Source organism: Cellulomonas fulva (assembly GCF_018531375.1).
Lineage (GTDB): Bacteria > Actinomycetota > Actinomycetes > Actinomycetales > Cellulomonadaceae > Cellulomonas > Cellulomonas fulva.
In genome coordinates this window covers 2,057,399-2,079,646 of the sequence record NZ_JAHBOH010000001.1, presented here as the reverse complement: position 1 = coordinate 2,079,646, position 22,248 = coordinate 2,057,399, and the positions used below count along the sequence as shown (strand labels likewise).

18 protein-coding genes are annotated in these 22,248 nt (G+C 76.4%); 6 read left to right on the top strand and 12 right to left on the bottom strand.

All coding sequences use genetic code 11. The annotated features are described in order from the left end of the window. Nucleotides 1–16 precede the first annotated feature (16 nt). The 3 genes from KIN34_RS09280 to KIN34_RS09270 form a co-directional block, all read right to left on the bottom strand. Nucleotides 17–352 (bottom strand): WhiB family transcriptional regulator, encoded by a 336-nt coding sequence (locus KIN34_RS09280; protein ID WP_307858163.1) that lies wholly within the window; start codon nt 350–352, stop codon nt 17–19. A gap of 139 nt (nt 353–491) precedes the next feature. Beyond that, nucleotides 492–674, bottom strand: coding sequence for a hypothetical protein (locus tag KIN34_RS09275; protein WP_214349582.1), 183 nt, complete (start codon nt 672–674; stop codon nt 492–494). Between the two features lie 185 nt (nt 675–859). Beyond that, nucleotides 860–2,878, bottom strand: coding sequence for an ATP-dependent helicase (locus KIN34_RS09270; RefSeq protein ID WP_214349580.1), 2,019 nt, complete (start codon nt 2,876–2,878; stop codon nt 860–862). 158 nt (nt 2,879–3,036) lie between these two features. On the opposite strand from KIN34_RS09270, the gene KIN34_RS09265 reads away from it, so the two are divergent. Then, the gene (locus KIN34_RS09265; RefSeq protein WP_214349578.1) at nt 3,037–3,297 is read left to right on the top strand and encodes a mycoredoxin; all 261 of its coding nucleotides are present in this window, start codon (nt 3,037–3,039) and stop codon (nt 3,295–3,297) included. A 53-nt stretch (nt 3,298–3,350) separates the two neighbouring features. Here KIN34_RS09265 and nudC read toward each other — a convergent pair whose 3' ends face one another. After that, the gene (gene nudC / locus KIN34_RS09260) at nt 3,351–4,382 is read right to left on the bottom strand and encodes an NAD(+) diphosphatase (protein ID WP_307858162.1); all 1,032 of its coding nucleotides are present in this window, start codon (nt 4,380–4,382) and stop codon (nt 3,351–3,353) included. A 300-nt stretch (nt 4,383–4,682) separates the two neighbouring features. Here nudC and KIN34_RS09255 point away from each other — a divergent pair, with 300 nt between their 5' ends. Then, nucleotides 4,683–5,654, top strand: coding sequence for a phosphotransferase (locus KIN34_RS09255; protein ID WP_214349576.1), 972 nt, complete (start codon nt 4,683–4,685; stop codon nt 5,652–5,654). 20 nt (nt 5,655–5,674) lie between these two features. On the opposite strand, the gene KIN34_RS09250 is transcribed toward KIN34_RS09255, so the two are convergent. The 3 genes from KIN34_RS09250 to KIN34_RS09240 are packed head-to-tail and all read right to left on the bottom strand — an operon-like array spanning nt 5,675 to nt 13,341. Beyond that, a complete protein-coding gene (locus KIN34_RS09250) occupies nt 5,675–9,148 on the bottom strand; it encodes an ATP-dependent helicase (protein WP_214349574.1) in 3,474 nt (1,157 codons plus the stop codon). Continuing rightward, on the bottom strand, nt 9,145–12,369 hold the full coding sequence (locus tag KIN34_RS09245) for an ATP-dependent helicase (protein WP_214349571.1): 3,225 nt from the start codon (nt 12,367–12,369) through the stop codon (nt 9,145–9,147). The genes KIN34_RS09250 and KIN34_RS09245 overlap by 4 nt, the downstream gene beginning before the upstream one ends. Nucleotides 12,370–12,405: 36 nt before the next feature. After that, nucleotides 12,406–13,341, bottom strand: coding sequence for a DUF3152 domain-containing protein (locus KIN34_RS09240; RefSeq protein ID WP_307858161.1), 936 nt, complete (start codon nt 13,339–13,341; stop codon nt 12,406–12,408). 48 nt (nt 13,342–13,389) lie between these two features. Here KIN34_RS09240 and KIN34_RS09235 point away from each other — a divergent pair, with 48 nt between their 5' ends. Further along, nucleotides 13,390–14,055 (top strand): TetR/AcrR family transcriptional regulator, encoded by a 666-nt coding sequence (locus KIN34_RS09235; protein WP_214349567.1) that lies wholly within the window; start codon nt 13,390–13,392, stop codon nt 14,053–14,055. A gap of 168 nt (nt 14,056–14,223) precedes the next feature. Beyond that, nucleotides 14,224–14,448, top strand: a complete 225-nt coding sequence (locus tag KIN34_RS09230) for a DUF3107 domain-containing protein (RefSeq protein ID WP_214349565.1) — start codon at nt 14,224–14,226, stop codon at nt 14,446–14,448. A gap of 47 nt (nt 14,449–14,495) precedes the next feature. Here the strand turns inward: KIN34_RS09230 and KIN34_RS09225 are convergent, their stop codons facing one another. Further along, on the bottom strand, nt 14,496–15,248 hold the full coding sequence (locus tag KIN34_RS09225) for a ferritin-like fold-containing protein (RefSeq protein WP_214349563.1): 753 nt from the start codon (nt 15,246–15,248) through the stop codon (nt 14,496–14,498). Between the two features lie 231 nt (nt 15,249–15,479). Between KIN34_RS09225 and KIN34_RS09220 the strand changes: the two genes are divergently transcribed. Then, complete coding sequence (locus KIN34_RS09220) at nt 15,480–17,315, top strand: DEAD/DEAH box helicase (RefSeq protein ID WP_372449538.1); 1,836 nt, start codon at nt 15,480–15,482, stop codon at nt 17,313–17,315. A gap of 78 nt (nt 17,316–17,393) precedes the next feature. Here the strand turns inward: KIN34_RS09220 and KIN34_RS09215 are convergent, their stop codons facing one another. The 3 genes from KIN34_RS09215 to KIN34_RS09205 form a co-directional block, all read right to left on the bottom strand. Next, entirely contained in the window at nt 17,394–18,128 is a 735-nt protein-coding gene (locus KIN34_RS09215) for a hypothetical protein (protein ID WP_214349561.1), read from the bottom strand. Between the two features lie 79 nt (nt 18,129–18,207). Next, the gene (locus KIN34_RS09210) at nt 18,208–18,831 is read right to left on the bottom strand and encodes a MarC family protein (protein ID WP_214349559.1); all 624 of its coding nucleotides are present in this window, start codon (nt 18,829–18,831) and stop codon (nt 18,208–18,210) included. Further along, nucleotides 18,828–19,667, bottom strand: coding sequence for a PHP domain-containing protein (locus KIN34_RS09205; protein WP_214349556.1), 840 nt, complete (start codon nt 19,665–19,667; stop codon nt 18,828–18,830). Before KIN34_RS09205 ends, KIN34_RS09210 begins: the two co-directional genes overlap by 4 nt. A 110-nt stretch (nt 19,668–19,777) precedes the next feature. Here KIN34_RS09205 and KIN34_RS09200 point away from each other — a divergent pair, with 110 nt between their 5' ends. Further along, nucleotides 19,778–21,355 (top strand): aminopeptidase P family protein, encoded by a 1,578-nt coding sequence (locus KIN34_RS09200; RefSeq protein ID WP_237689075.1) that lies wholly within the window; start codon nt 19,778–19,780, stop codon nt 21,353–21,355. Nucleotides 21,356–21,378: 23 nt separating this feature from the next. Here KIN34_RS09200 and KIN34_RS16790 read toward each other — a convergent pair whose 3' ends face one another. Next, complete coding sequence (locus KIN34_RS16790; protein ID WP_237689074.1) at nt 21,379–22,152, bottom strand: YflT domain-containing protein; 774 nt, start codon at nt 22,150–22,152, stop codon at nt 21,379–21,381. Nucleotides 22,153–22,248 lie beyond the last annotated feature (96 nt).

Sequence of the window (22,248 nt, the reverse complement as noted above, 5' to 3'; positions counted from 1 at the left end):
GGTCCGGGTGGACCGGTCAGACGACCGGGTGCTTGCGCGGACGACCCCGGCCACGCTTGGTGGGGACGACCACGCCGCCGATGAAGACCTCGCCGCCCCACACGCCCCACGGCTCCTGCCGCTCGAGCGCGCCCGCGAGGCAGCCGGCCATGAGCGGGCACTCGCGGCAGAGGGCCTTCGCCTGCTCGACCTGCGCGGTCTGCTCGGCGAACCAGAGCTCCGGGTCGTTGTTCCGGCACGGCATGAGGTCGGCGACGAGCTCGTCGAACGTCCGTCGGTCGTCGGTGGTCTCGGTGCTGCGCGCGAGGGCAGATCCGCCCTGATGAGCGTCGAGCAGCGTCGTGAGCCGCACGATGTCCTCCTGGTGACTTGCGGGTGAGCGGTGTGGTGCCGGAACCACGAACCACTTCTGCCCCGCCGGTCTCTCACCGGAGGAAAAGAAGAAGGCCGCGGACCCGAGATGGGACTCCGCGGCCTGAACCCTGTGCGGGCTAGACGGGCGGAGTCCTGTCGACGGAGCGATCGGTCGTCGTGACGCCATGACGCGTGCCGAAGCCGCCGATCGACACGGACCAGGCGGCGGGCACAGTGCGCCCCTTGAGCTCGAGGAAGGTGGGCGCGAGACGTCGCGACGGGAGCACTGCGCTCGACCGGGCGATCATCGTGATCTTCACAGCAACCCACCTCCTCTCTCAGGACGGCTCGGACCTCGCGGCGCGAACCTGCTTACCAGGACGGGCTTCACCCTAGGCGCGCGCTCGCAGCGGCCACAACCGAATAACCGCACGAGTTTCAGATCGGTCCGAGATTCGCCCGTCCGGCCCCCGACGGACGCGTGCGGGAACGCCCCGCGCAGCGGTCAGCGGGCCGCCCCGAGCACCGCCGCCACGATCTCGTCCCCCACCGTCGCGACCGTCTGCGCGCCCACCCCGGGGACGAGCGCGAGCTCGGCCCGCGTCGTCGGGCGCCGGCCCGCGACCGAGCGCAGGACGTGGGTCGCCAGGATCCGGCCGGGCGCGAGCCCGAGCTCGCGGGCACGCTGCTCGCGCCACCGCTCGAGCGCGGCCAGGGTGAGGATGGTGCGCGGGTCTCCGTCCCCGTCGGTCCGCCCGTCGGTCCCCCGGCCCGCTCCCCGGGTTGCCCGGGACGACGAGCCCGGCCACAGGGCCTCCAGGAAGCGCGAGGCGCGACGGTTGGGCCGGCCGCCGGGCAGCCGCGAGCGCGCGTAGGACAGGTGCAGGTGCTCGCGCGCCCGGGTCACGCCGACGTAGAGCAGCCGGCGCTCCTCGGCCACCGCCTCCCCGGACTCCGCGAGCGACGTGGGCAGGAGCCCGTCGCTCAGGCCCACCAGGAAGACGGCGTCCCACTCCAGGCCCTTGGCCGCGTGCAGGGTCGCGAGCGTCACGCCGTCGATCGCCGGCGCGTGCTGCGACGCGGCGCGCTCGTCGAGCTCGGCGACCAGGTCCGCCACGGTCGCGGCGCCGCCGTCCGCCGCGGCACGCGCAGCGACGTCGTCGGCCAGCCGGGCCACCGCGGTGAGGGCCTCCCACTTGTCCCGGGCGGCTCCGCGCGTCGCCGGCGCCTGCTCGGTCCAGCCGGCGTTGCGCAGCAGGTCGCGCGCCGCGACGGGCAGCGGCACGTCGGGGTCGGCCGCCCGCGCGCCGCCGCGCAGGAACACGATCGCCTCACGCACGTCCCGCCGCGCGAAGAACCGCTCGCCGCCGCGCACCTGGTACGCGACTCCGGCGGACGCCAGCGCCTCCTCGAGCGCCTCGCTCTGCGCGTTGGTCCGGTACAGCACGGCAACCTGCGTCACCGGCACGCCGTCCGCCACGAGCCTCGCGGCGGCCGCCGCGACCCCCGCCGCCTCGGCCTCGTCGTCGGCGTACGCCGCCCAGCGCACCTCCGGACCCGCGGCGCGCTGCGCGCGCAGCTCGAGCGGCGCGACCGCCCCGGGACCGGACGGCGCGGCCGCGATCACCCGGTTCGCCAGCTCGACGACCTGGGGCGTCGAGCGGTAGTCGCGCACCAGCCGGACCACCTGCGCGCCGGGGTGGGCGCGGGTGAAGGACATCAGGTGGTGCGGCGTGGCGCCCGCGAACGAGTAGATCGTCTGGCTCGGGTCGCCCACGACGCACAGCTCGTGGCGTCCGCCGAGCCACTGGTCCAGCAGGTACTGCTGGAGCGGGCTGACGTCCTGGTACTCGTCGACGACGAAGTGGCGGTACTGGTCACGCACCGTGGCGGCCACGTCCTGGCGCTCGGCGAGCATCGCCGCGAGCAGCAGCAGCACGTCCTCGAAGTCGATGACGCCGCGCTCGTCCTTGACCTGCTCGTAGGAGGTCATGAGCCGGGCGAGCGCGGACGCGTCGTGACCACCGGGCACCACGCGGTCGAGCGCCCCGACGGCCTTCGCGTAGTCGTCCGGCGCCACGAGGCTGACCTTCGCCCACTCCAGCTCGGCCGCCAGGTCACGCACCGCCGTGCGGTCCCCCGGCAGCCCGACGCGCCGCGCGGCCTCCGCGACCAGCTGCGCCTTCGCCTCGACCAGCCGCGGCACGGCGCCCCCGACGACCTTGGGCCAGAAGTAGCCGAGCTGGCGCAGCGCCGCCGCGTGGAACGTGCGCGCCTGGACGCCCGCCGCGCCGAGCTCGCGGAGCCGGGTGCGCATCTCCCCCGCCGCGCGCGCGGTGAAGGTCACGGCGAGCACGTGGTCCGGCCGGTAGACGCCGGACCGGATGCCGTACGCGACGCGGTGGGTCACCGCGCGCGTCTTGCCCGTGCCCGCGCCGGCGAGGACGCACACGGGGCCGCGCAGCGCGGTGGCGACGGCGCGCTGCTCGGGGTCGAGCGCGGCGAGGAGGTCGTCGGGAGACATCGTCGGACAGTCTCGCAGCCCGCGCCCACACGTCCGGCCGGGCGTGCACAGGCCGCACGACCGCGGGCCGGGCACCGGAGCGGTCCGGGGAATCCGCGGGGCGGCGTGCGGGTTGAGAGGATCGGACGAAGCACCGACGCCACCCACGACGAGGACGCATGAGCACGCAGACCCCGCCCGCCCCCGGCACCGTCACGATGTACTCCACCACCTGGTGCGGGTACTGCCGACGGCTCAAGACGCAGCTCGACTCCGCGGGCATCGGCTACACCGAGGTCGACATCGAGGAGCACCCCGACGCCGGGGAGCTCGTCGCGTCCCTCAACGGCGGCAACCGGACGGTGCCGACCGTGCTGTTCCCCGACGGCTCCGCGGCCACCAACCCGTCGCTCGTCGAGGTGCGCCAGCGCCTGGGCTGAGCCGTCGTCGCCCGGACGCGCCGGTGCCCCAGCCGGCCGGCAGCGGCGGGGACCTAGCGCCAGGCGAGCGCCGGGTCCGCCGGCTCCGGCAGGCGGTCGCCCAGCCAGTCCTCCACCAGGGCGCGCGCGATCGACGTGCGCCCGGGCGCGACCACCTGCCCGGCGACCACCGCGTCCCGTAGCTCCTGCCGGGTGAACCACCGCGCGTGGGTCACCTCGGTGCCGTCCACCTGCACCTCGGTGGTCAGCGCGTGCGCGACGAAGCCGACCATGAGCGACGCGGGGAACGGCCACGGCTGGCTCCCCCGGTACTCGACGTCGCCGATGCGCACGCCCGTCTCCTCGGCCACCTCGCGGCGCACCGCGGACTCGAGCGACTCCCCCGACTCCACGAACCCGGCGAGCGTCGAGTAGCGCCCCTCGGGCCACGCCGCCGCGTGCCCCAGCAGGATCCGGTCCCGGTCGTCGACGACCGCCATGATCACCGCGGGATCGGTGCGCGGGTAGTGCTCCGAGCCGTCCTCGCGGCACCGCCGCACCCAGCCCGCCTGCACCACGTCGGTGGGTGCGCCGCACCGCGGGCAGCGCGGGTGCCGCTGGTGCCACTGGTCGAGCGCCACCGCGGTGGTCGCCAGCCCCGCGTCGCGCGGGCTCAGGGTCGCGCCCACCACGCGCAGCGACGCCCACGTCGCGCCGGTCGACGCCGCGTCGGGGACGTCCGGCCGGCCCGGCACCCCGGCCGGCGGGACGGACGCGCCGGCGCCCGCGGGTGGCCGGTGGACCGCCACGTCCGACGACGAGCCGCGCGCGGGCGGGGCGGTCACCGGAGCGAACCGGCGCGCGAGGACCGTCCGGCCCTGCTCCTCGCCCAGCAGCAGCCAGTCCTCGTCGCCGCCGTGCGCGAGGTCACCCACGGCGAGCTCGACCAGCGCCCCGCCCGGCTCGTCGACCAGCACCGCACCGTCCCGCACGGCGACCACGCGGGTGCCCGGGTCCGCGAGCGCCCGGGCGAGCCCGCCCGGCTCCCGGCTCGTCGCGGCACGGTCGACGGCGCTGCGCGCCAGGGGGAGCTCGTCGGACCTCACCGCGTCACCGTAGCCGCCGGCTCCCGCCGCCACCCGCCGCCACCCGCTGCCACCCGCCGCCGTCGCCACGGCGGACCGTGGGGCGAACGGGCAGCGCCGGTGAGCGAGCGGCGGCGATGGACGGAGAGCAGCGATGGACGGACAGCGGCGATGGACGGACAGCGGCGATGGACGGACAGCGGCGATGGACGGACAGGCCGAGGGAACGGGCAGTCCAAGGGAACGGGCAGTCCGGACGAATGGGGCGGACACGCCGCGGGGCTCGCGGGATCGCGCGCGCCGCGCACCTACGCTGGGCCCGTGCCTCGATCCCCGCTCGCCCTCGCCGCCCTGGCCACCGTGGCCGTCCCCGGCCTGGACGCCTACGACGTGCGACGTCCCGCCCACCCGGGCACGGACTTCGACATCGCGGTCGTCGTGGACGCGGCGCGTCGTCGGTGGGTGGTCCGGGCGCCCGTCCACCCCGCGGCCGGCGCCGCGCTCGAGGCCGAGGTCGAGCTGCTCGACGCGCTGGGCACCGCGAGCGACGCGGGCACCCTGCCGTGCGCGGTGCCGCGTCCCGTCGGCTTCGCGCACCTCCCGGAGGGCGGCCGCGCGGCCGTGCACGCCGAGATCCCGGGCCGCTCGCTCGACGTCGCGCAGCTGGTCCCCGGCCCGGGCCTGTGCGCCTCGCTGGGGCGGGCGATCGCCGCGGTGCACGAGCTGCCGACGAGCGTCGTCGAGAACGCCGGGCTGCCCGTGTACGACGCCGAGGCCTACCGCGCCCGGCGCCAGGCCGAGGTCGACGAGGCCGCCCGCACCGGCAAGGTGCCGCCGACGCTCCTGCGCCGCTGGGAGGAGCGCCTCGAGGACGTGGCGCTGTGGCGGTTCCGCCCGACCGTGGTGCACGGAGACCTCACCAACGAGCGCATCCTCGTCCGCGACGGCGAGGTCAGCGGCATCCTGCACTGGGGCGACGCCTGCGTGGCGGACCCGGCCGACGACCTCTCGTGGCTGCTCGTCGCCGCCCCGCCCGAGGCCGCCGACTCGATCCTCGAGGCGTACCAGCTGCGCCGCACCGAGCTGCTCGACCCGCACCTGACCGACCGCGCGCTGCTCGCGGGCGAGCTCGCGCTCGCCCGGTGGCTCCTGTACGGCGTGCGCTCGGGCAACGACGACGTGGTCGCGGACGCGGTCGAGATGCTCGTCGAGCTCGACGAGCACACGCGGCCGACCTGGGACGACGAGGCCGCCACCGCGCCGATCGCGACGGTCACCGCGTCCTACGCCTGACCCGGCGGGCCGTCCGACGGTCAGCTCGACACCTCGGTCGTCGTCTCGTCCGTCACCTCGTCCGACGCGGCCGCGGGGGCGACGCGCAGCAGCAGCGCCTCGATCTCGGCCTCGCCCAACAGCGTGCGCGGGCGGACCGTCTCGTTCGCCGCCACGTAGTGGAACGCCGCGCCCACGCGGTCGAGCGGGAGGCCGCTCCACCGCGACCAGGCCAGCCGGTACACCGCCAGCTGGATCTCCCGTGCCGCGCGCGACGCGTCGTCACGCGGCGGGGCCCCCGTCTTCCAGTCGACGACCACGACGCCGTCGGGCTCGTCGTCGAGCTCGCCGTCGGGCTCGTCGTCGAGCTCGCCGTCGATCTCGCCGTCGATGTCGTCCCCGATCGGGCCGAGCTCGCCGGGGAGGGCCGGGAAGACGGCGTCGATGCGGGAGCGCAGGACGTAGCCCGCGACCGGGGTCTCGACGTCCGCCTCCACGTCGACCGGCCGGCGCGCGGCCCAGGACGACGCCAGGAACGCCTCGCGCAGCGCGTCCTCGGCGGGGTCCGCGAGCGAGTCCTCCGCGTCGTCGGCGCCCGGCAGCGCGTCGAGGTCCACCAGCGTGGCGCGGCCGTAGAAGCCCTCCACCCAGGCGTGGAAGCGCGTGCCGAGGCGCGCGCGACCCGAGGGCTCTGCCGGCACGGGCCGGCGCAGCCCCCGCGCGTACTCCTCCGGGTCGGCCCCCAGTCGCACGAGCGCCGAGGCCGACAGGTGGGAGGGCAGCTCGACCGCGTCGGCTGATCCGCCCGCCCGGTCCCGCTCCTCGAGCAGCCGCTCCGCCCGCTGCTCCCACAACGAGCGCTCGGCGGGTCGCAGCGCCCCGGGATCTGCGAGCGCCGCGTCGGAGGTCGCCGCGCGCACCCAGCCCGCGGCCCGCTCGACCGCCGCCCGGCGCCCCGGGCCGTTCTCCGTGGCGAACGGGTCCACCGGCCACAGCGCGGCGGTGACCGCGCCCTCCGCCGGGTTCGCTGCGCCCGGCACCGGCTCGTCGTCCCAGGCGTCGTCGGCGACCAGTCCGGCCTCGACGAGCTCGAGCAGGAAGGTCGAGGGCTTCCGGGCGGTCTTGCCCGTCCCCCACCACGCCCCGGTCAGGAGCAGGTCGTGCCGCGCCCGGGTGAGCGCGACGTAGGCCAGGCGACGCTCCTCCGCCACCTCGTGCTCACCGGCGGCCAGGACGAACTCGCGGCGCCGCTCCTCGAGCTCCTTCGCGCTCTCCGCCCCGGCGTGCTCGAGCTGCGGCAGGTCGGCGTGGTCGCCGCGCAACGGGTACGGGAACGACCCGAGCCCCACGAGCCACGCCGAGTCCTTCGGCCCGTCCTTGCCCTGCGTCGCGGTGGCGGGCAGCACGCCGTCCACCAGCCCGGCCACGGCCACGACGTCCCACTCGAGCCCCTTGGCGGCGTGGATGGTGATGAGCTGCACCGCGTCCGGGTCCGGCTCGCTCACCGGGAGCTCGAGGCCGTTCTCGCGTGCGTCGGCGGCCTCGAGCCAGGACAGGAAACCGCCCAGCGTCGGCGCGTCGACCCCGCGCGCGAAGTCGACCGCGACGTCCCGGAAGGCGTCGAGCGCCGCTCGCGCCCGTCCGACGCCCGCACCGGGCCGCGCGGCGACCTCGATGTCCAGGCCCAGGAGCCGCTCGGCCTCCACGACCAGGTCCGGCACCGCGAGGTAGGCGTGCGCGCGCAGCGTGCGGAGCAGGCCGGCGAGCTCGAGCAGGCGGCGCCGTCCCTCGTCCGTCAGGGAGCGCCCGGACACGCTGCGCCAGCCGGGGCGCGGCAGGTCGTCCAGCGCGTCGACCAGGCTGCGCTCGTCGATCGCGTCGAGCTCGACGCCGGCACGCCGGTCGCGGCCCGAGCGCAGGCCGGCGAGCTCCGCGGCCCACGCCGCGAGGGCGTGCAGGTCCGCCGCGCCGAGCCGGGTGCGTGCCCCGGTCAGGAGCCGCACCAGCGCGTCGCCGCGCAGCGGGTCGTACGCCGCCTGCAGCGCCGCCACGACGTCCACGACCTCGGGCGTCGAGAGCAGCCCACCGAGCCCGACGACCTCGACCGGCAGCCCCCGAGCGCGCAGCGCGTGCCGCAGCGCTCCGAACTGGGACCGCTTGCGGCAGAGCACCGCCGCCGTCACCCGCTCCTGGCCCGGCGCCGCCGGTCGCCACCGCTCGGCGACGAAGTCCGCGACCTCCTGCGCCTCCAGCTCCACCGAGTCCACGAACCGTCCGTGCACGGTGCCGGTGCCGGCACCCGGGCGCGCGGCGAGCTCCGGCACGTCGACCCGCGTCGCCCCGGCACGCAGCGGCGCCGCGACCCGGTTCGCGGCTGCGAGCACCGCGCGGTCGTTGCGCCAGGACGTCGAGAGCGCGAGCACGTCGGCCGGTCCTCCGCCCTCCGACGCCGGCTGGCGGAACGTCGTCGGGAACCGCTCGAGGCCGCCGGCGCTCGCTCCCCGCCACCCGTAGATCGACTGGTGCGGGTCCCCCACCGCGACTACCGGGTGGCCGGCCCCGAAGAGCGCCGACAGCAGCGTCAGCTGCGCGTAGGAGGTGTCCTGGTACTCGTCCAGCAGCACGACGGCGAACCGCGCGCGCTCCGCGACCGCGACCTCGGGGACCTCGACCGCCAGCCGTGCCGCGAGGCTCACCTGGTCCCCGAAGTCGATCGCCTCCATGGCCCGCTTGCGCTCGACGTACGCCGCGACCACGTCCATCAGCCGGGCGCGCTCCTCGAGCGAGCCGATCAGCTTCTTGACCTCGGCGTACGGCGGGCGCGGGGGCGTGCCTGGCGGCGTCGCGCGCAGCTCCTCGACGATGCGCTCGATCGCCGCGCGGGCCTCGCCGGGACCGCGCAGGTGCTCGGCGAGCGCCCCGGACAGCGCGAGCACGGCCTCGACGACCGTCGAGACGGCGGAGCCCGTGCCGAGGTCCTCCTGCCACGACTCGACGACCTCGCTCGCGAGCTGCCACTGCGCGGCCTCGCCCAGCAGCCGCGCCGACGGCTCGATGCCGAGCCGCAGCGCGTGGTCCCGCACCAGCGAGGCGGCATACGCGTTGTACGTCGAGATGGTCGGACGTCCGCCCAGCACGTCGTCCTCGAGGGACGCGCGTCCCGCGAGCACGACGCCCTGCTCGCCGGCCGCCCGGGCCAGCAGCCGCAGCCGCCGGCGCACCCGGTCCGCGAGCTCGCCGGCCGCCTTGCGCGTGAACGTGAGACCGAGCACCTGCGCGGGCTCGACCAAGCCGTTCGCGACCAGCCAGACCACGCGCGCCGCCATGGTCTCGGTCTTGCCCGACCCGGCGCCGGCGACGACGAGCGCGGGGCGCAGCGGCGCCTCGATGATCGCGCGCTGCTCCTCGGTCGGCAGGTCGCGGCCCATGAGCTGGGCGATCCGCACCGCTCCGACGAGCGGCACGGAGGCGGCCGTACCGTCCGCGGTCGCCACCACGGCCTCCGCCGTCGTCATGCCACCACCTGCCCGCCCTCGGCGCGGACCGGGCAGGAGCGACGCACGGGGCAGCGGTCGCACTGGTCGTTGGCCGTCGCGACGAACGCGGACGCCGCCATCGCGTCCGCGACCTCGTCCACCAGCTCGCGCGCCCACGACGGGCCGTCCTCCTCCGGTCCGAGCGGCTCCTGCCCCCGCAGCGTCGCCGACGCCCCGACGCCCAGGTAGACCAGCTGCGCGCCGCCGCTGGAGGTCCCCGGCGGCAGCTCGTCGAACGCACCCGCGTCGACCGCGAGCTGGTAGGCGCCGAGCTGCGGGTTGGTCTTCGCCTGCTCCTTCGGCGGCGCGCTCGCGCCCGTCTTGAGATCCACGACCACGACGCGGTCGGGGTGCTCGGGGTCGGCCTCGATCCGGTCCACGCTGCCGCGCAGCAGGGCGCGGTCGGTGCGCAGGCGGAACTCGCCCTCGACCAGGAGCGCCTGGCCGGCGTCGGCCAGGTAGTCCGCCAGCCGCCGGATCATCGCGTCGGCCTTGGCGCGGGTCGCGCGGGCCGGCCAGCCCGTGCCGAGCCCGAGCTCGTCCCACCGCTCGTCGAGCGCCGCGGCGAGCTCCGCGTGCGTGCCCTGCGGGTGCTCCTGCGCGATCGCGTGCACCAGCGTGCCGAGCGACTGCCCGCCGCTCTCGCCGACCGTCCCGCCGGCGGACTCCAGCGCCCAGCGCAGCGCGCACCGGTGCGCCGTCTCGAGCCGCGACGGCGAGACGGGCACCGCCTCGTCGGGCGCGTACAGGGGCGCGTCGCTGCTCGGTCCCGCCAGCCCGTGCCACGTGCGCGGGTCCGCCCCCGGCACGCCGCGGCGCGCGAGCCGGGCGAGCGCCCGCACCGCGCCGGCGTCCGGCTCCGTGCCGGCTGCGGCCGCCGCCTCGAGCCGGCCACGCAGCTGCGCGGTGAGGCCGCGCAGGTCGAGCGGCGGCTCCACCTGGGTGAGCCGGTGGTCGCGCTCACCCGTCGAGGGCTCCACGAGGTCGACGAACGGCGAGGGCTGGTGGTCCGTGTCCGCGACCGCCGTCACGACCACGCGGCCGCGGCTGCGGGACAGCGCGACCGCGAACGAGCGCAGCTCGTCGGACAGCACCGCCGCGCGTGCCGCCGCGTACCCGTCGCCCCCGTCGCCGTCAGCGGCACGGCCGGCGAGCACGTCGACCAGCGCCTGGGCGCCGAGCAGCGAGTCGCGCAGGCGCAGGTCCGGCCACACCCCCTCCTGCACGCCGGCCACCACGACGAGGTCCCACTCACCGCCCGCGGCGCCGGCGGGCGTGAGCACCGCGACCGCGTCCCGACGAGCGCGCGCGGCGAGCGAGTCGGACGGCAGGTCCTGCGACCGGATCCAGTCGACGAACGCCGCCGGCGCGGTGCGCGGCATCCGGTCGACGAACGTCTCGGCGGCCCGGAACAGTGCGACCACCGCGTCCAGGTCGCGGTCCGCGCGCTCGCCGGCCGCGCCCCCCGCGAGCGCCGACCGGCGCCAGGGCTCCGCGAGCCCCGCGGTGTCCCACAGCGCCCACAGCACGCCCTGCGCGTCGGCGCCGTCCCCCGCCGCGCGACGCCCGGCCGCGACGACGGCCGCGAGGCGGTGCACCGGCCCGGCCACGGTCGGCGGCAGGGTCGCGGCGCGGCCGGGCCCGTCCAGCACCTCGACCAGCAGCGCGTCGCTCGATCGTCCGCCGCCCCCCGCGAGCTCCTCGGCCCGCAGCGCGCGGCGCACCCGGCGCAGCCCGACCGGGTCGAGCCCACCCAGCGGCGAGCATGCGAGCCGCGCCGCGACGACCGCGTCGAGCTCCGTCGCGCCCACCGCGACACCCATGGCGTCCAGGAGCGGCCGCACCGCGGCCTCGTCCCGCAGCGGCACGTCGCTGCCGAGCACGGAGACGGGCACACCGGCCTGGGCCAGCGCGCGCCGCAGCGCCGTGACCTGCGAGCCGGCCCGGGCGACGACCGCCATGCGCTCCCACCGCACCCGGTCCTCGAGGTGCGCGCTCCGCAGCTCCCGGGCGACGTAGGCCGCCTCCTGGGCTCCGCTCGGCAGCAGCGCCACCCCGACCGGCCGCACGTCCTGCGGCGCGCGGGTGCCCGGCCGCGCGGCGGCTCGCCGGTGCACGGCCGCGCCCAGCGTGCCGACGCGCTCCGTCACGCGCGCCACCGCCGCCCGCACGGTCTCGTCGTGCCGCCACGCGGTGGGCAGCACCAGCCGCGCGGCGCCCAGCGCGCCGGGGCCCGCGGGGTCGCCCGTCGCCCTCCCGAGCAGCGCCGGGTCGGCGCCGCGGAACGTCTGGACCGCCGCGTCCGGGTCCCCGAGCAGCAGCACCCGCGTGCCCCGGTCGGCGAGCACGTCGAGCAGGCGCGCGGTCGCCGAGGTGCTCTCCTGGTGGTCGTCGACGACCACGAGCCGCCACCGGGGCGCGGGGGCGCCGGGCACGTCCTCCTCCCAGGTCTCGAGCGCCCGGGCGGCACGCGCCACGACCACCGCGGGGTCGAGCCGCTCACCCGCGTCCGGCGTGCCGGACCGCAGGTCGAGCACGTCCAGGTACTCCGTGTAGACGCGCGCCGCGGCCGCCCACTCCGGCCGCCCCGCCCGCTCGCCGAGCTCCGCGAGCTCGTCGGGCGACAGGTCGCGCTCGGCCGCGCGCATGAGCAGGTCCCGCAGCTCGTCGCGGAACGCCCGCACGCCCAGCGCCTCCGCGCGCACCCGCTCCGGCCAGCCGATGCGCGCGCCCTCGCCGGCGGCGTGGCCGGCCAGCAGCTCCGCGAGGAGCAGGTCCTGCTCCGGCCCCGACACGAGCGTCGGCGGCACCTCGCCGAGCGCGACGGCGCGGGCGCGCAGCACGGCGAACGCCGCGGCGGCGGGCGTCTGGACGAGCGGCCGGGTGGCGGTCAGCGGCAGCCGCGCGGCCAGCCGGTCACGCAGCTCGGCCGCGCCGCGCCGGGTGGCCGACAGGACCAGCAGCCCCGCGGGGTCGAGACCGGCGCCGACCGCGGCGGCCGCGGCCTCGAGCGCCGTGGTCGTCTTGCCCGTTCCCGGCGCGCCGAGCACGAGCAGCGCCCGGCCCGCCGCCTCGTCCCGCGCCCACGCGACGGCCGCACGCTGCACCTCGTCGAGCGTGACGTGCGCGCCGGGACCGTGCCCGGGCGCCTCAACGAGTGCCGGCCGGCGCAGCGCGGGAGCGGGGGTGGAGGTCGTCACGGAGCCGATCCCATCACGCGCCACCGACACCCCCGCTCAGCCCAGGGCCGGCCACGGGTTCGGGACGCACGGCGCCACGCCGTAGGACTGCTGATGCATCACCGGCGCGAGCTCGCCCGCGCCCGGGCACTGCTCGTGCGGGTGCCCCAGCAGGTGCCCGACCTCGTGGTTCACCACGTAGCGGCGGTAGCTCCAGCGGTCGTTCCCGTACTCGGGGATCGCCTCGACCCACCGACGGAAGTTGATCGTCGCGTGCCCGCCGCGCCCGCAGGAGACCTCGCCGCGCGTCAGCAGCGGAGCGCACATCGCGTCGGTCAGGTCCGGCGAGGCGAGCACCACCCGGATCTCCGCGGGCTCGTCGGTCCGGGCGAACGAGAGCGAGCCGTCGGCACCCCAGCCCCGCGGGTCGTTGAGCGTGGACATGACGAAGTCCGCGAAGACCTCGGCGTCGACGTCCAGGCCGTCCTCCACCTCGACCCGCACCGAGTGCACCGCGCCCGTCCCGGGGCCGGGGTCGGACCCGGGCACCACCACCAGGTCGCCGCTCGCGGACTCGGGCACGTCGTCGGACAGCAGGCCGGCGTCGCGGTCCTGGCGCGGCAGCCCCGTCGGCGTGGGCGTGGGGGCGGGCGGCGCGGACGGCGCCAGGGTGGGTGTCGGGGCGGGTGTCGGGGCGGGTGTCAGGGTGGGGGTCGGGTCGGGCGTCCGGGCCGGCGACGACACCGGCGCCGTCGCCCCGGCGTCCGACGGACCCGCCCCCGCCGTCTCGTCGGACCCGTCGCCGCGCTCGTGCACGACGACGCCCGCCGCCGCACCGCCGAGCAGCACGGCGGCGACGACGAGGGCGACCGCGCGGACGGACCGCGCGTCGGCGGCACCACGCGAGGGTCGCCGCGACCTCCGCGGCCGGGCGGCCACGCGCGACGGCTGCGGCTCCTGATCGCCCGTTCGACGGACTTCGGGCTCGCTCACGCGGACATCGTCGCACCGTTGAAACATCCGCTGGTTACGATCGCCCGCATGGCCGAGGGCACGAGCGAGGAGCCGACCCGCCCCCGCGGGCCGCGCATGGCGCGCGACGAGCGCCGTGCCCAGGTGCTGCGCATCGCCCAGGAGCTGTTCTCGTCCGAGGGCTTCCACCACGTGTCGATGGACGACATCGCGGACCGCGCGCTCGTCAGCAAGCCGGTCCTCTACCGGCACTTCCCCTCGAAGCTGGACCTGTACCTCGCGGTCGTCGACCAGCGGGGCGCCGACCTGCTCGCGGCGGTCGCCGCCGCCGTCGCACCCATCGAGCACGGGCCGGTCCAGCGCGGTCAGGGCCGCGAGGTCATCGCCGCGATCGTGCGCGCCTACATGACGTTCGTCGAGCTCGCGGGCGAGTCCTCCGCGCTGCTGTTCGAGTCCGACGTCACCCACGACGCCGACGTGCGGGCGCGCGTCGAGAGCGCGTCGTCGCAGGCCGCGCACCACATCGCGGCCGTGCTGCAGCCGGTCACCGGCCTGCAGCCCGCGGACTGCCACGTGATCGCGGTCTCGCTCATCTCGCTCGCGCAGGGTGCGGCCACGCACCGGTTCCGCCAGGCGGACACGCTCGACGCCGAGCACGTCGCGGACCTGGTCACGCGCCTCGCGTGGGCGGGCGTGCAGGGACTGGTCCGGCCGGACTTCGCGTACGACGAGTAGCGCCCGGGGCACGCTGCCCGGGCCGGCGCCCGGGGCGAGTTTCGCTCGTCGCGGACGCGGCGCGGTCCCGTCCGTCCACGACCTAGGATCGACGAGCGACGTGCCGGGCGACCCTCGGGACGCCCGTCGCCCGCGGTGGAGACGGTGGAGACGACGAAGGAGACTCGCGTGGAGATCACGATCGGTGTGCAGCACGTGTCGCGGGAGATCGCGCTCGAGGTCGACCTGACGGCGGACGAGGTGTCCGCCGCCGTCGCGGCCGCGCTCGCCGGGAAGCCCGCGCTCGAGCTCACCGACGCCAAGGGTCGCCGCGTGATCGTCCCGACGAGCACGCTCGCGTTCGTCGAGCTCGGCGCCGAGACCAAGGCTCGCGTGGGGTTCGGCTCGATCTGAGCCCGGCCGCCGCGGGTCGCGGTGCGATCCCCGGTCCCGGCCCGGGGTCAGGGCGTCAGGCCCAGGCGCCCCATCCGGCGGGTGTGCTGCGCGGTCAGCTCGCCGAACACCTTGGTCGGGACGTTCGTGGACGCCTGGACGTCGGTGGCGACGGTCTGGTCCGCCGCGGCCGCCTCCGGCTCGGCGCCGGCCCGGGCCAGCCGCGCGAGGCCGGGGCGCTGCGCGACCAGCCGCTGGACCACGGACAGCGCCTCGCCGACCAGGCGGCGCCCCCACAGCGCGAGGCGTGAGGACAGCGCGTCGTCCTGCGCGCCAGCCGCGTCGAGCTCGGCGACCGCGAGCTCCGCGTGCGACGCGTCGTCGAGCACGTCGAGGACCACGGCGCGTGACCGCTCGTCGAGCCCCTGGGCGGCCAGCCGGCAGAAGTCGTCCGCGACGCCGTAGCCGACGTACGCCTTGAGCAGGCGCTCCCACCAGGAGCTCGGCGGCGTCCTGGCGTCGAACTCGTCGAGCACGTCGTCGAACGGCTGCAGCGTCGTGGCGGCGTCGGCGCCCAGCTCCTCGATCCGGGCGATGACCCGGTCCCGGCGCTCGACCGCCGCCGCGGCGAAGCGGGACAGCGCCAGGCGCTGCTCGACCGTCGGCGCGATCGCGGAGTCGGCGGCGAGCCGCACGAAGGCCGTGTGCTCGAGCTGCGCGACGAGGCCCAGGAGCTCCAGCGCGTCCGCGACGCCCTCCCGGGACGGCCCCGGCGCGGGCGTCGCAGGGGGTGCGGGCGTGGGCTGGGCGTCGGTGGTCATCCTGCGATCGTAGAACGTCACCCCGTGCCGACGGGTCCGTCGGCTAGGCTGGGGCGCGTACATCGGTTGCCCGTCGGCCACGACCATCTCGCGCAGCCCTCCGGGGCGTCGCCTGCGAGTCGCAAACTGCCATCGGCTGCCGGCCATCTCGTGGCGACCCTGTCGCCCGTCGCGCCCCGCACCTGGCGGCGGCGCCGGGACGCGCGCGCCACCCTGCACCGAAGAGTCGACGTGACCACCACAGAGCACATACCCGCGGCCGACGACGCCGCCCCCACGAGCGAGGCCTCGGCCCTCGCCAGCCCCATGACCCGTCCCCTGGTCAGCACCGCCTCGTCGGTGCAGGCCGTGGACGCCTCGTTCGCGGACTTCGACGTCCGCCCCGAGATCGTCCAGGCGCTCGCCGACGCCGGCATCAGCCACCCGTTCCCCATCCAGGCGATGACGCTGCCCGTGGCCCTGTCCGGGCACGACATCATCGGCCAGGCCAAGACCGGCACCGGCAAGACCCTCGGGTTCGGCGTCCCGCTCCTCAACCGGATCGTCGCGCGCGACGAGGAGGGCTACGACCAGCTCCGCGCGCCCGGCAAGCCGCAGGCGCTCGTCGTCGTCCCCACCCGCGAGCTCGCCGTGCAGGTCGCGGGCGACCTCGCCACCGCCTCCGCGCGCCGGTCGGTGCGCGTCGTGCAGGTCTACGGCGGGCGGGCGTACGAGCCGCAGATCGACGCGCTCAACAAGGGCGTCGACGTGGTCGTGGGCACGCCGGGCCGCATGATCGACATGCTCAAGCAGCGTCACCTGGACCTGAGCCACGTGCGCACGGTCGTGCTCGACGAGGCCGACGAGATGCTCGACCTGGGCTTCCTGCCGGACGTCGAGACGCTGCTCGCCGCGACCCCCGCGTCGCGCCACACCATGCTGTTCTCGGCGACCATGCCCGGTCCGGTCGTCGCCATGGCGCGCCGCTACATGACGCAGCCGACGCACATCCGCGCGGCGGACCCGGACGACGACGGCAGCCAGACCGTCAAGAACATCAAGCAGGTCGTCTACCGCGCCCACGCGCTCGACAAGGTCGAGCTGCTGTCCCGCATCCTGCAGGCCAACGGCCGCGGCCTGACGATCGTCTTCGCGCGGACCAAGCGGACCGCGGCCAAGGTCGCCGACGAGCTGGCCGAGCGCGGCTTCGCATCCGGGGCGCTGCACGGCGACCTCGGGCAGGGCGCCCGCGAGCAGGCGCTGCGCGCGTTCCGCAACGGGAAGGTCGACGTGCTCGTCGCGACCGACGTCGCCGCACGCGGCATCGACGTCGAGGACGTCACGCACGTCATCAACTACCAGTGCCCCGAGGACGAGAAGACCTACCTGCACCGCACCGGCCGCACCGGCCGCGCGGGGAACAAGGGCACGGCCGTCACGTTCGTGGACTGGGACGACACGCCGCGCTGGGGCCTGATCGACAAGGCCCTCGGCCTCGGCATCCCCGAGCCCGTCGAGACGTACTCGAGCTCGCCGCACGTCTACACCGACCTCGACATCCCGCAGGGCGTCAAGGGTCGCCTGCCGAAGTCGCAGCAGACCCGTGCGGGCCTGTCCGCCGAGGTCCTCGAGGACCTGGGCGAGACCGGCAAGCGCACGCGCCAGGCGCCCGCGGGCGGCTCCGGTCGCGATGGTGGGCGTGATGGTGGGCGTGACGGCGGGCGGGACTCTGGCCGGTCGGGCACGGGCCGCGACCGCGGTCGACCCGAGGGTCGCGGTCCCGCGTCCTCGGGTCCGTCCTCCGACGCGCCGCGCGACGAGGCGGGCGAGGGCCGTTCCCGTCGCCGTCGCGGCGGCCGCGGCCGCGGCCGCGGCGAGGGCGCGACGAGCGCCGACCAGCCGGCCGGCGCCGCGTCGGGCACGAGCGCGTCCGAGGCCTCCGGCGCCGGCTCGTCCGGCACGAGCGCGTCGTCGACCGGCGAGAGCCGGCCGGACGGAGCCGGCGACGGCGCCCGCCGCAGCCGCAACCGCCGCCGCACGCGCGGCGGCCGACCGGCCGACGCGACGCCCGCGCCCGAGCAGGCCTGACCGGCACGCACGAGCCCCCCGCACCTTCCCGGGCGCGGGGGGCTCGTCGCGACGTACGCCGGCCGGACGGGCAGCAGGTCAGTCCTCGGCGGGCGGCACCACAGCGGGTAGCTTGTGCACCTCGGTGACCTGTCCGACGCGGAACGTCGTCGTCGCACCCGGCCACGTCGCGTCGACCAGCTCGGCGACCGCGCAGTAGTCCTCCTCGGACAGCGCTCCGGTCGCGACCTCGATCTCGATCCCGCTCTGCAGGTCGTCCGGGCCGAGCATGCCCAGCGGGCTGCCCTCGACGTCGTCGTCGACCCGCGCCAGCAGCTCGTCGAGGATGGTGCGCGCGGCCTCGCCGTCGAGGTCGACGGGCGTCGGCACGTACTCCAGCCGCACGTCCCACCGGTCGGCCGCCCCTTCGAGCACCCGCCGGACCCCCGAGGTGAGGTCGCCGTGGTGGAACACCCGGAGATCGCCGCGGTCGTCACCGTCCAGGTCGACGATCGCGGTCGAGATCCACGCGGGGTCGTCACGCTCACCGTCGAGGTACTCCCCCACCGCGTCCGCGACGTACTGGGCCGGGAACGTCGCGAGCCCCTCGACCGACGGGCGTCGCTCGTCGTCCCGGGACGAGATCGGCACGACCACGGGCTCGACGCCGCACGCCATGTCGGACGGGGCGTCCGACGGGGCGTCGGACAGGGCGGCCGGGGCACCGGCCGCACCCACCGTGGCCGTCGGACGCTCGGTCGCGCACGCCGCGAGCAGCGGGACCGTCAGCACCCCGGCGATCGCGGCACACGTCAGGATCCGGCTCCTGGACATGGATCACTCCTCACCGGGCGCCTGGGCCGGCGCCTCATGAGGAGTGTGTCGTGAGCGGCGACCGCCTTGCGCCGCCGGCTCAGGCGGTCTGGATGAACTCGGTGACCGCGTCGGCGATGAGCTGCACGGCGATCGCCGCGAGCAGGAGGCCCGCGATCCGCGTCACCAGGATCGTGCCCGAGTCCTTGAGCACGCGGTGGATGAGGTTGGCGAAGCGCATCGCGAGGTAGAGGCACACGTGCACCGCGACGATCGCGAGCGAGATCGACACCCAGTCCGCGGCCGAGCCGTCCGCCTGCTTGACGAACACCATGGTCGCCACGATCGCGCCCGGTCCGGCGAGCAGCGGCGTCCCCAGCGGCACCAGGGCGACGTTGACCTTCGCGTTGGCCGACGGCTGCGTCTCCTCCATCTTGCCGGTGAGGAGCTCCATGGCGACCAGCAGGAGCAGCAGCCCGCCCGAGGCCTGCAGCGCCGCGAGCGAGATGTGCATGTAGGACAGGATCGACTGGCCGAAGATCGCGAAGGACACGATCACACCGAGCGCGACGGCGACCGCCTGCCAGGCCGCCTTGTTGCGCTGCTTGCGCGTCATGGCACCGGTCAGGCCCAGGAAGATGGGCACGGTTCCGGGCGGGTCCATGATCACGAAGAGCGTGATGAACACCGAGCCGAGCAGGCGCGGGTCGAGGACCTCGGTCACCTGATCACCTCGCTCGCTCCGCGCGCCTCGATCTCCGCCAGGGCGGCGGGGTCGGTCAGATTCTCCCCCAACCGGTTGGCCTTGCCGGCACCGTGGTAGTCGCTGCCGCCGGTCACCAGCAGGCCGAGCCGCTCGGCGATCGCGCCGAGGCGCGCGCGCTGCTCGGGCCCGTGGTCGCGGTGCCGCACCTCGAGCCCGACGAGGCCGGCCGCGGCGAGCTCGTCGAACGTCTCGTCGGGCACGACGCGACCGCGCGCGTCCGCACCGGGGTGCGCGAACACGGGCACCCCGCCCGACTCGACGATCGCGGCGACCGCCGCCCCGGCGTCGGGGGCGTAGTGCGGGACGTGGTACGGCCCGTCGGCGCGCAGCAGGTGCCGGAACGCGGCGTCGCGGTCGGGCACGACGCCGCGGGCGACGAGCGCGTCGGCGATGTGCGGGCGACCGACGGTCACGGCGTCGTCGGACTCCGCGAGGACGTCCTGCCACGTGATCGGGTGGTCGGCCGCGAGCAGGTCGACCATCGCGCGGGCCCGGGCCACGCGCGCCTCGCGGGTCCGGGCGAGCTCGCGGGCGAGCGCCGGGTGCTCCGGGTCCTGCAGGTAGCTGAGCAGGTGCACGCTGACACCCCGCCAGCGCGCGGACACCTCCGTGCCGCGCACGAGCGCGATGCCGGCACGGCCCGCCGCCTCGGCCGCGGCGGGCCAGCCGACGGTCGTGTCGTGGTCGGTCAGCGCGAGGACGTCGAGGCCCGCACGCCAGGCGGCGGCCACGACGTCGGCGGGCGCCTCGGTCCCGTCGGACGCCGACGAGTGGGCGTGCAGATCGATGCGCACGGCAGCACCGTAGCCGTCCGCGCGGGCACCTTCGTCCACGGGCGGGCACCGACGAGCGCCGGCGGCACCGGGCCGCGGTCGTCGGCGGAGGTCGGTGCGAGGATGACGGGATGGACGACGAGACGGGCAGCACCATCGACGAGGGCACGGCCGGCGCGGGAGACGCGACGTGGCACGAGGACCAGCCGCTGGAGGAGCGCGGGTCCAACCGCTCGCAGCGGCCCGGCTCCGCGACGTTCCTGGAGTTCGTGACGTCCGGATGGGCGCCACGGCCCGCGTCGCAGGTCACGCGGTCCGGCGCCGCCGACTTCACGGCCGCGCGCCGCAGCGCGCTGTCGGCGCGGTTCCGGGGGCGCCGGCTCGTCGTCCCCGCGGGCACGTTCAAGGTCCGGTCCAACGACACCGACTACCGCTTCCGCCCGCACTCGGCGTTCGCGCACCTCACCGGTCTCGGCGTCGAGCAGGAGCCCGACGCGGTCCTGGTCCTGCACCCCGTCGAGGACGGCGCCGGCGACGACGGCAGCGCGCACCACGCGGTCCTCTACATCCGGCCGCTGGCGGGCCGGGACACGAGCGAGTTCTTCTCCGACTCGCGGTACGGCGAGTTCTGGGTGGGCGCTCGTCCGACGCTCGAGGACCTCGAGGAGCTCACGGGCATCTCCACGGCGCACGTCGACGACCTGCGGGACGCCGTGGCCAAGGACGTCGGCGAGGGCGGCGTCCAGCTGCTCGTGGTGCCCGACGTCGACCCCGCGGTCGAGGCGGTCATCGAGGAGATCCGTGCGCAGGAGGCCGGGCGCGGCGCCGAGCAGGCGGACCGCGACGAGCACCTGGTCGAGGCCCTCTCGGAGCTCCGGCTGGTCAAGGACGCGTTCGAGGTCGAGCAGATGCGGCTCGCGGTGGCGACCACGATCGAGGGCTTCGAGAAGGTCGTGCGTGCTCTGCCCGCCGCGCAGGAGCACGCGCGCGGCGAGCGGGTGGTCGAGGGCACCTTCGTCGGGCACGCGCGGCAGGAGGGCAACGCGGTCGGGTACGAGACGATCGCCGCCGCCGGCGAGCACGCGACGACGCTGCACTGGATCGACAACGACGGCCAGGTCCGCGCGGGCGAGCTGCTGCTGCTCGACGCGGGCGTCGAGGTCGACTCGCTCTACACCGCGGACATCACGCGCACCCTGCCCGTCGACGGGACGTTCACCGACGTCCAGCGGCGCGTCTACCAGGCGGTGCTCGACGCCGCGGACGCCGCCTTCGCCGCCGCGGTGCCGGGCGCGCGGTTCCGTGACGTGCACGCGGCCGCGATGGAGGTCATCGCCGCCCGGCTCGAGGAGTGGGGTCTGCTCCCGGTCACCGCCGCGGAGTCCCTGCAGCCGGACAACCAGCACCACCGTCGGTGGATGGTCCACGGCACGAGCCACCACCTGGGCATCGACGTCCACGACTGCGCGCAGGCGCGGGCCGAGCTCTACCTCGACGGCGTGCTGGAGCCGGGCATGGTGTTCACCATCGAGCCCGGTCTGTACTTCAAGTCCGACGACCTCCTGGTGCCGCAGGAGTACCGCGGCATCGGGGTGCGCATCGAGGACGACGTCCTGGTCACCGCCGACGGCAACGAGAACCTGTCCGCCGCGCTGCCCCGGGACCCGGACGCCGTCGAGGCGTGGATGGCCGGCCTGCTGGACGGCTGAGCCCGCGGCGGCTCAGCCCGAGGTCAGCGCGGCTCCGCCGGCGGGGCGTCCTGCACCGGGCCGTCGACCACGGGTGCGTCGACCACGGGTTCGTCGACCACGGGTGCGTCGACCACGGGTGCGGCGGGCGGGCCGCCCTGCCCGGGCCGGTCGGTCGGCGTGCTCGTCCCCGGGCGCGCGGCCGGCTGAGCCGCGGGAACCGTCGTCGGCGGAGCCGCGGGAACCGTCGTCGGCGGAGCCGCCGGGGGGACCGCGGGCGACGCCGTCGGGACGGCCGGAGCGGCCGGGGCGACCCGCTCGGGCCACCCCTGCGTGACGCCGCCGACCTCGCCGAGCAGCTGGCGGGCCTGGTGCGCCTTCTCGGCCCGGCAGAGCACGGCGTACGACGAGGCGACGATCTGGCTCGACGAGGTGAAGTCCCGCCGCCCGCGGGACAGCGAGTAGGTCAGCACCGAGAAGAGCAGCCCGAACGCGCCGCCGATGAGGATCGCCGCGAGCAGCGGGCTGGAGCCGCCGGGCTCGGAGAACAGCGTGAGCAGCAGTCCGACGAAGAGGCCGAACCACGCGCCCGACACGAAGCCGCCGAGCGCGGCGCGCGGGTAGGACAGCCGGCCGGTGACGCGCTCGACCATGCGCAGGTCCGCTCCGACGATCGTGACCATCTGCACGGGGAAGGACTTGTCCGCGAGGTGGTCGACCGCGCGCTGCGCCTCGACGTAGGTGTCGTAGCGCGCGACGGTCTCGCCCTGGGGCGGCGTCGGCGTGCGCGGGATGCGGGACTGGCCGGAGAACGACATGCACCGATCCTCCCCCGCCGACCTGGGCCCGCGCCAGGCCGGTCCGCGGGAGCCTGGTCACCGTGCGCCCACACAACTAAGGTGAGGCTCACCTCA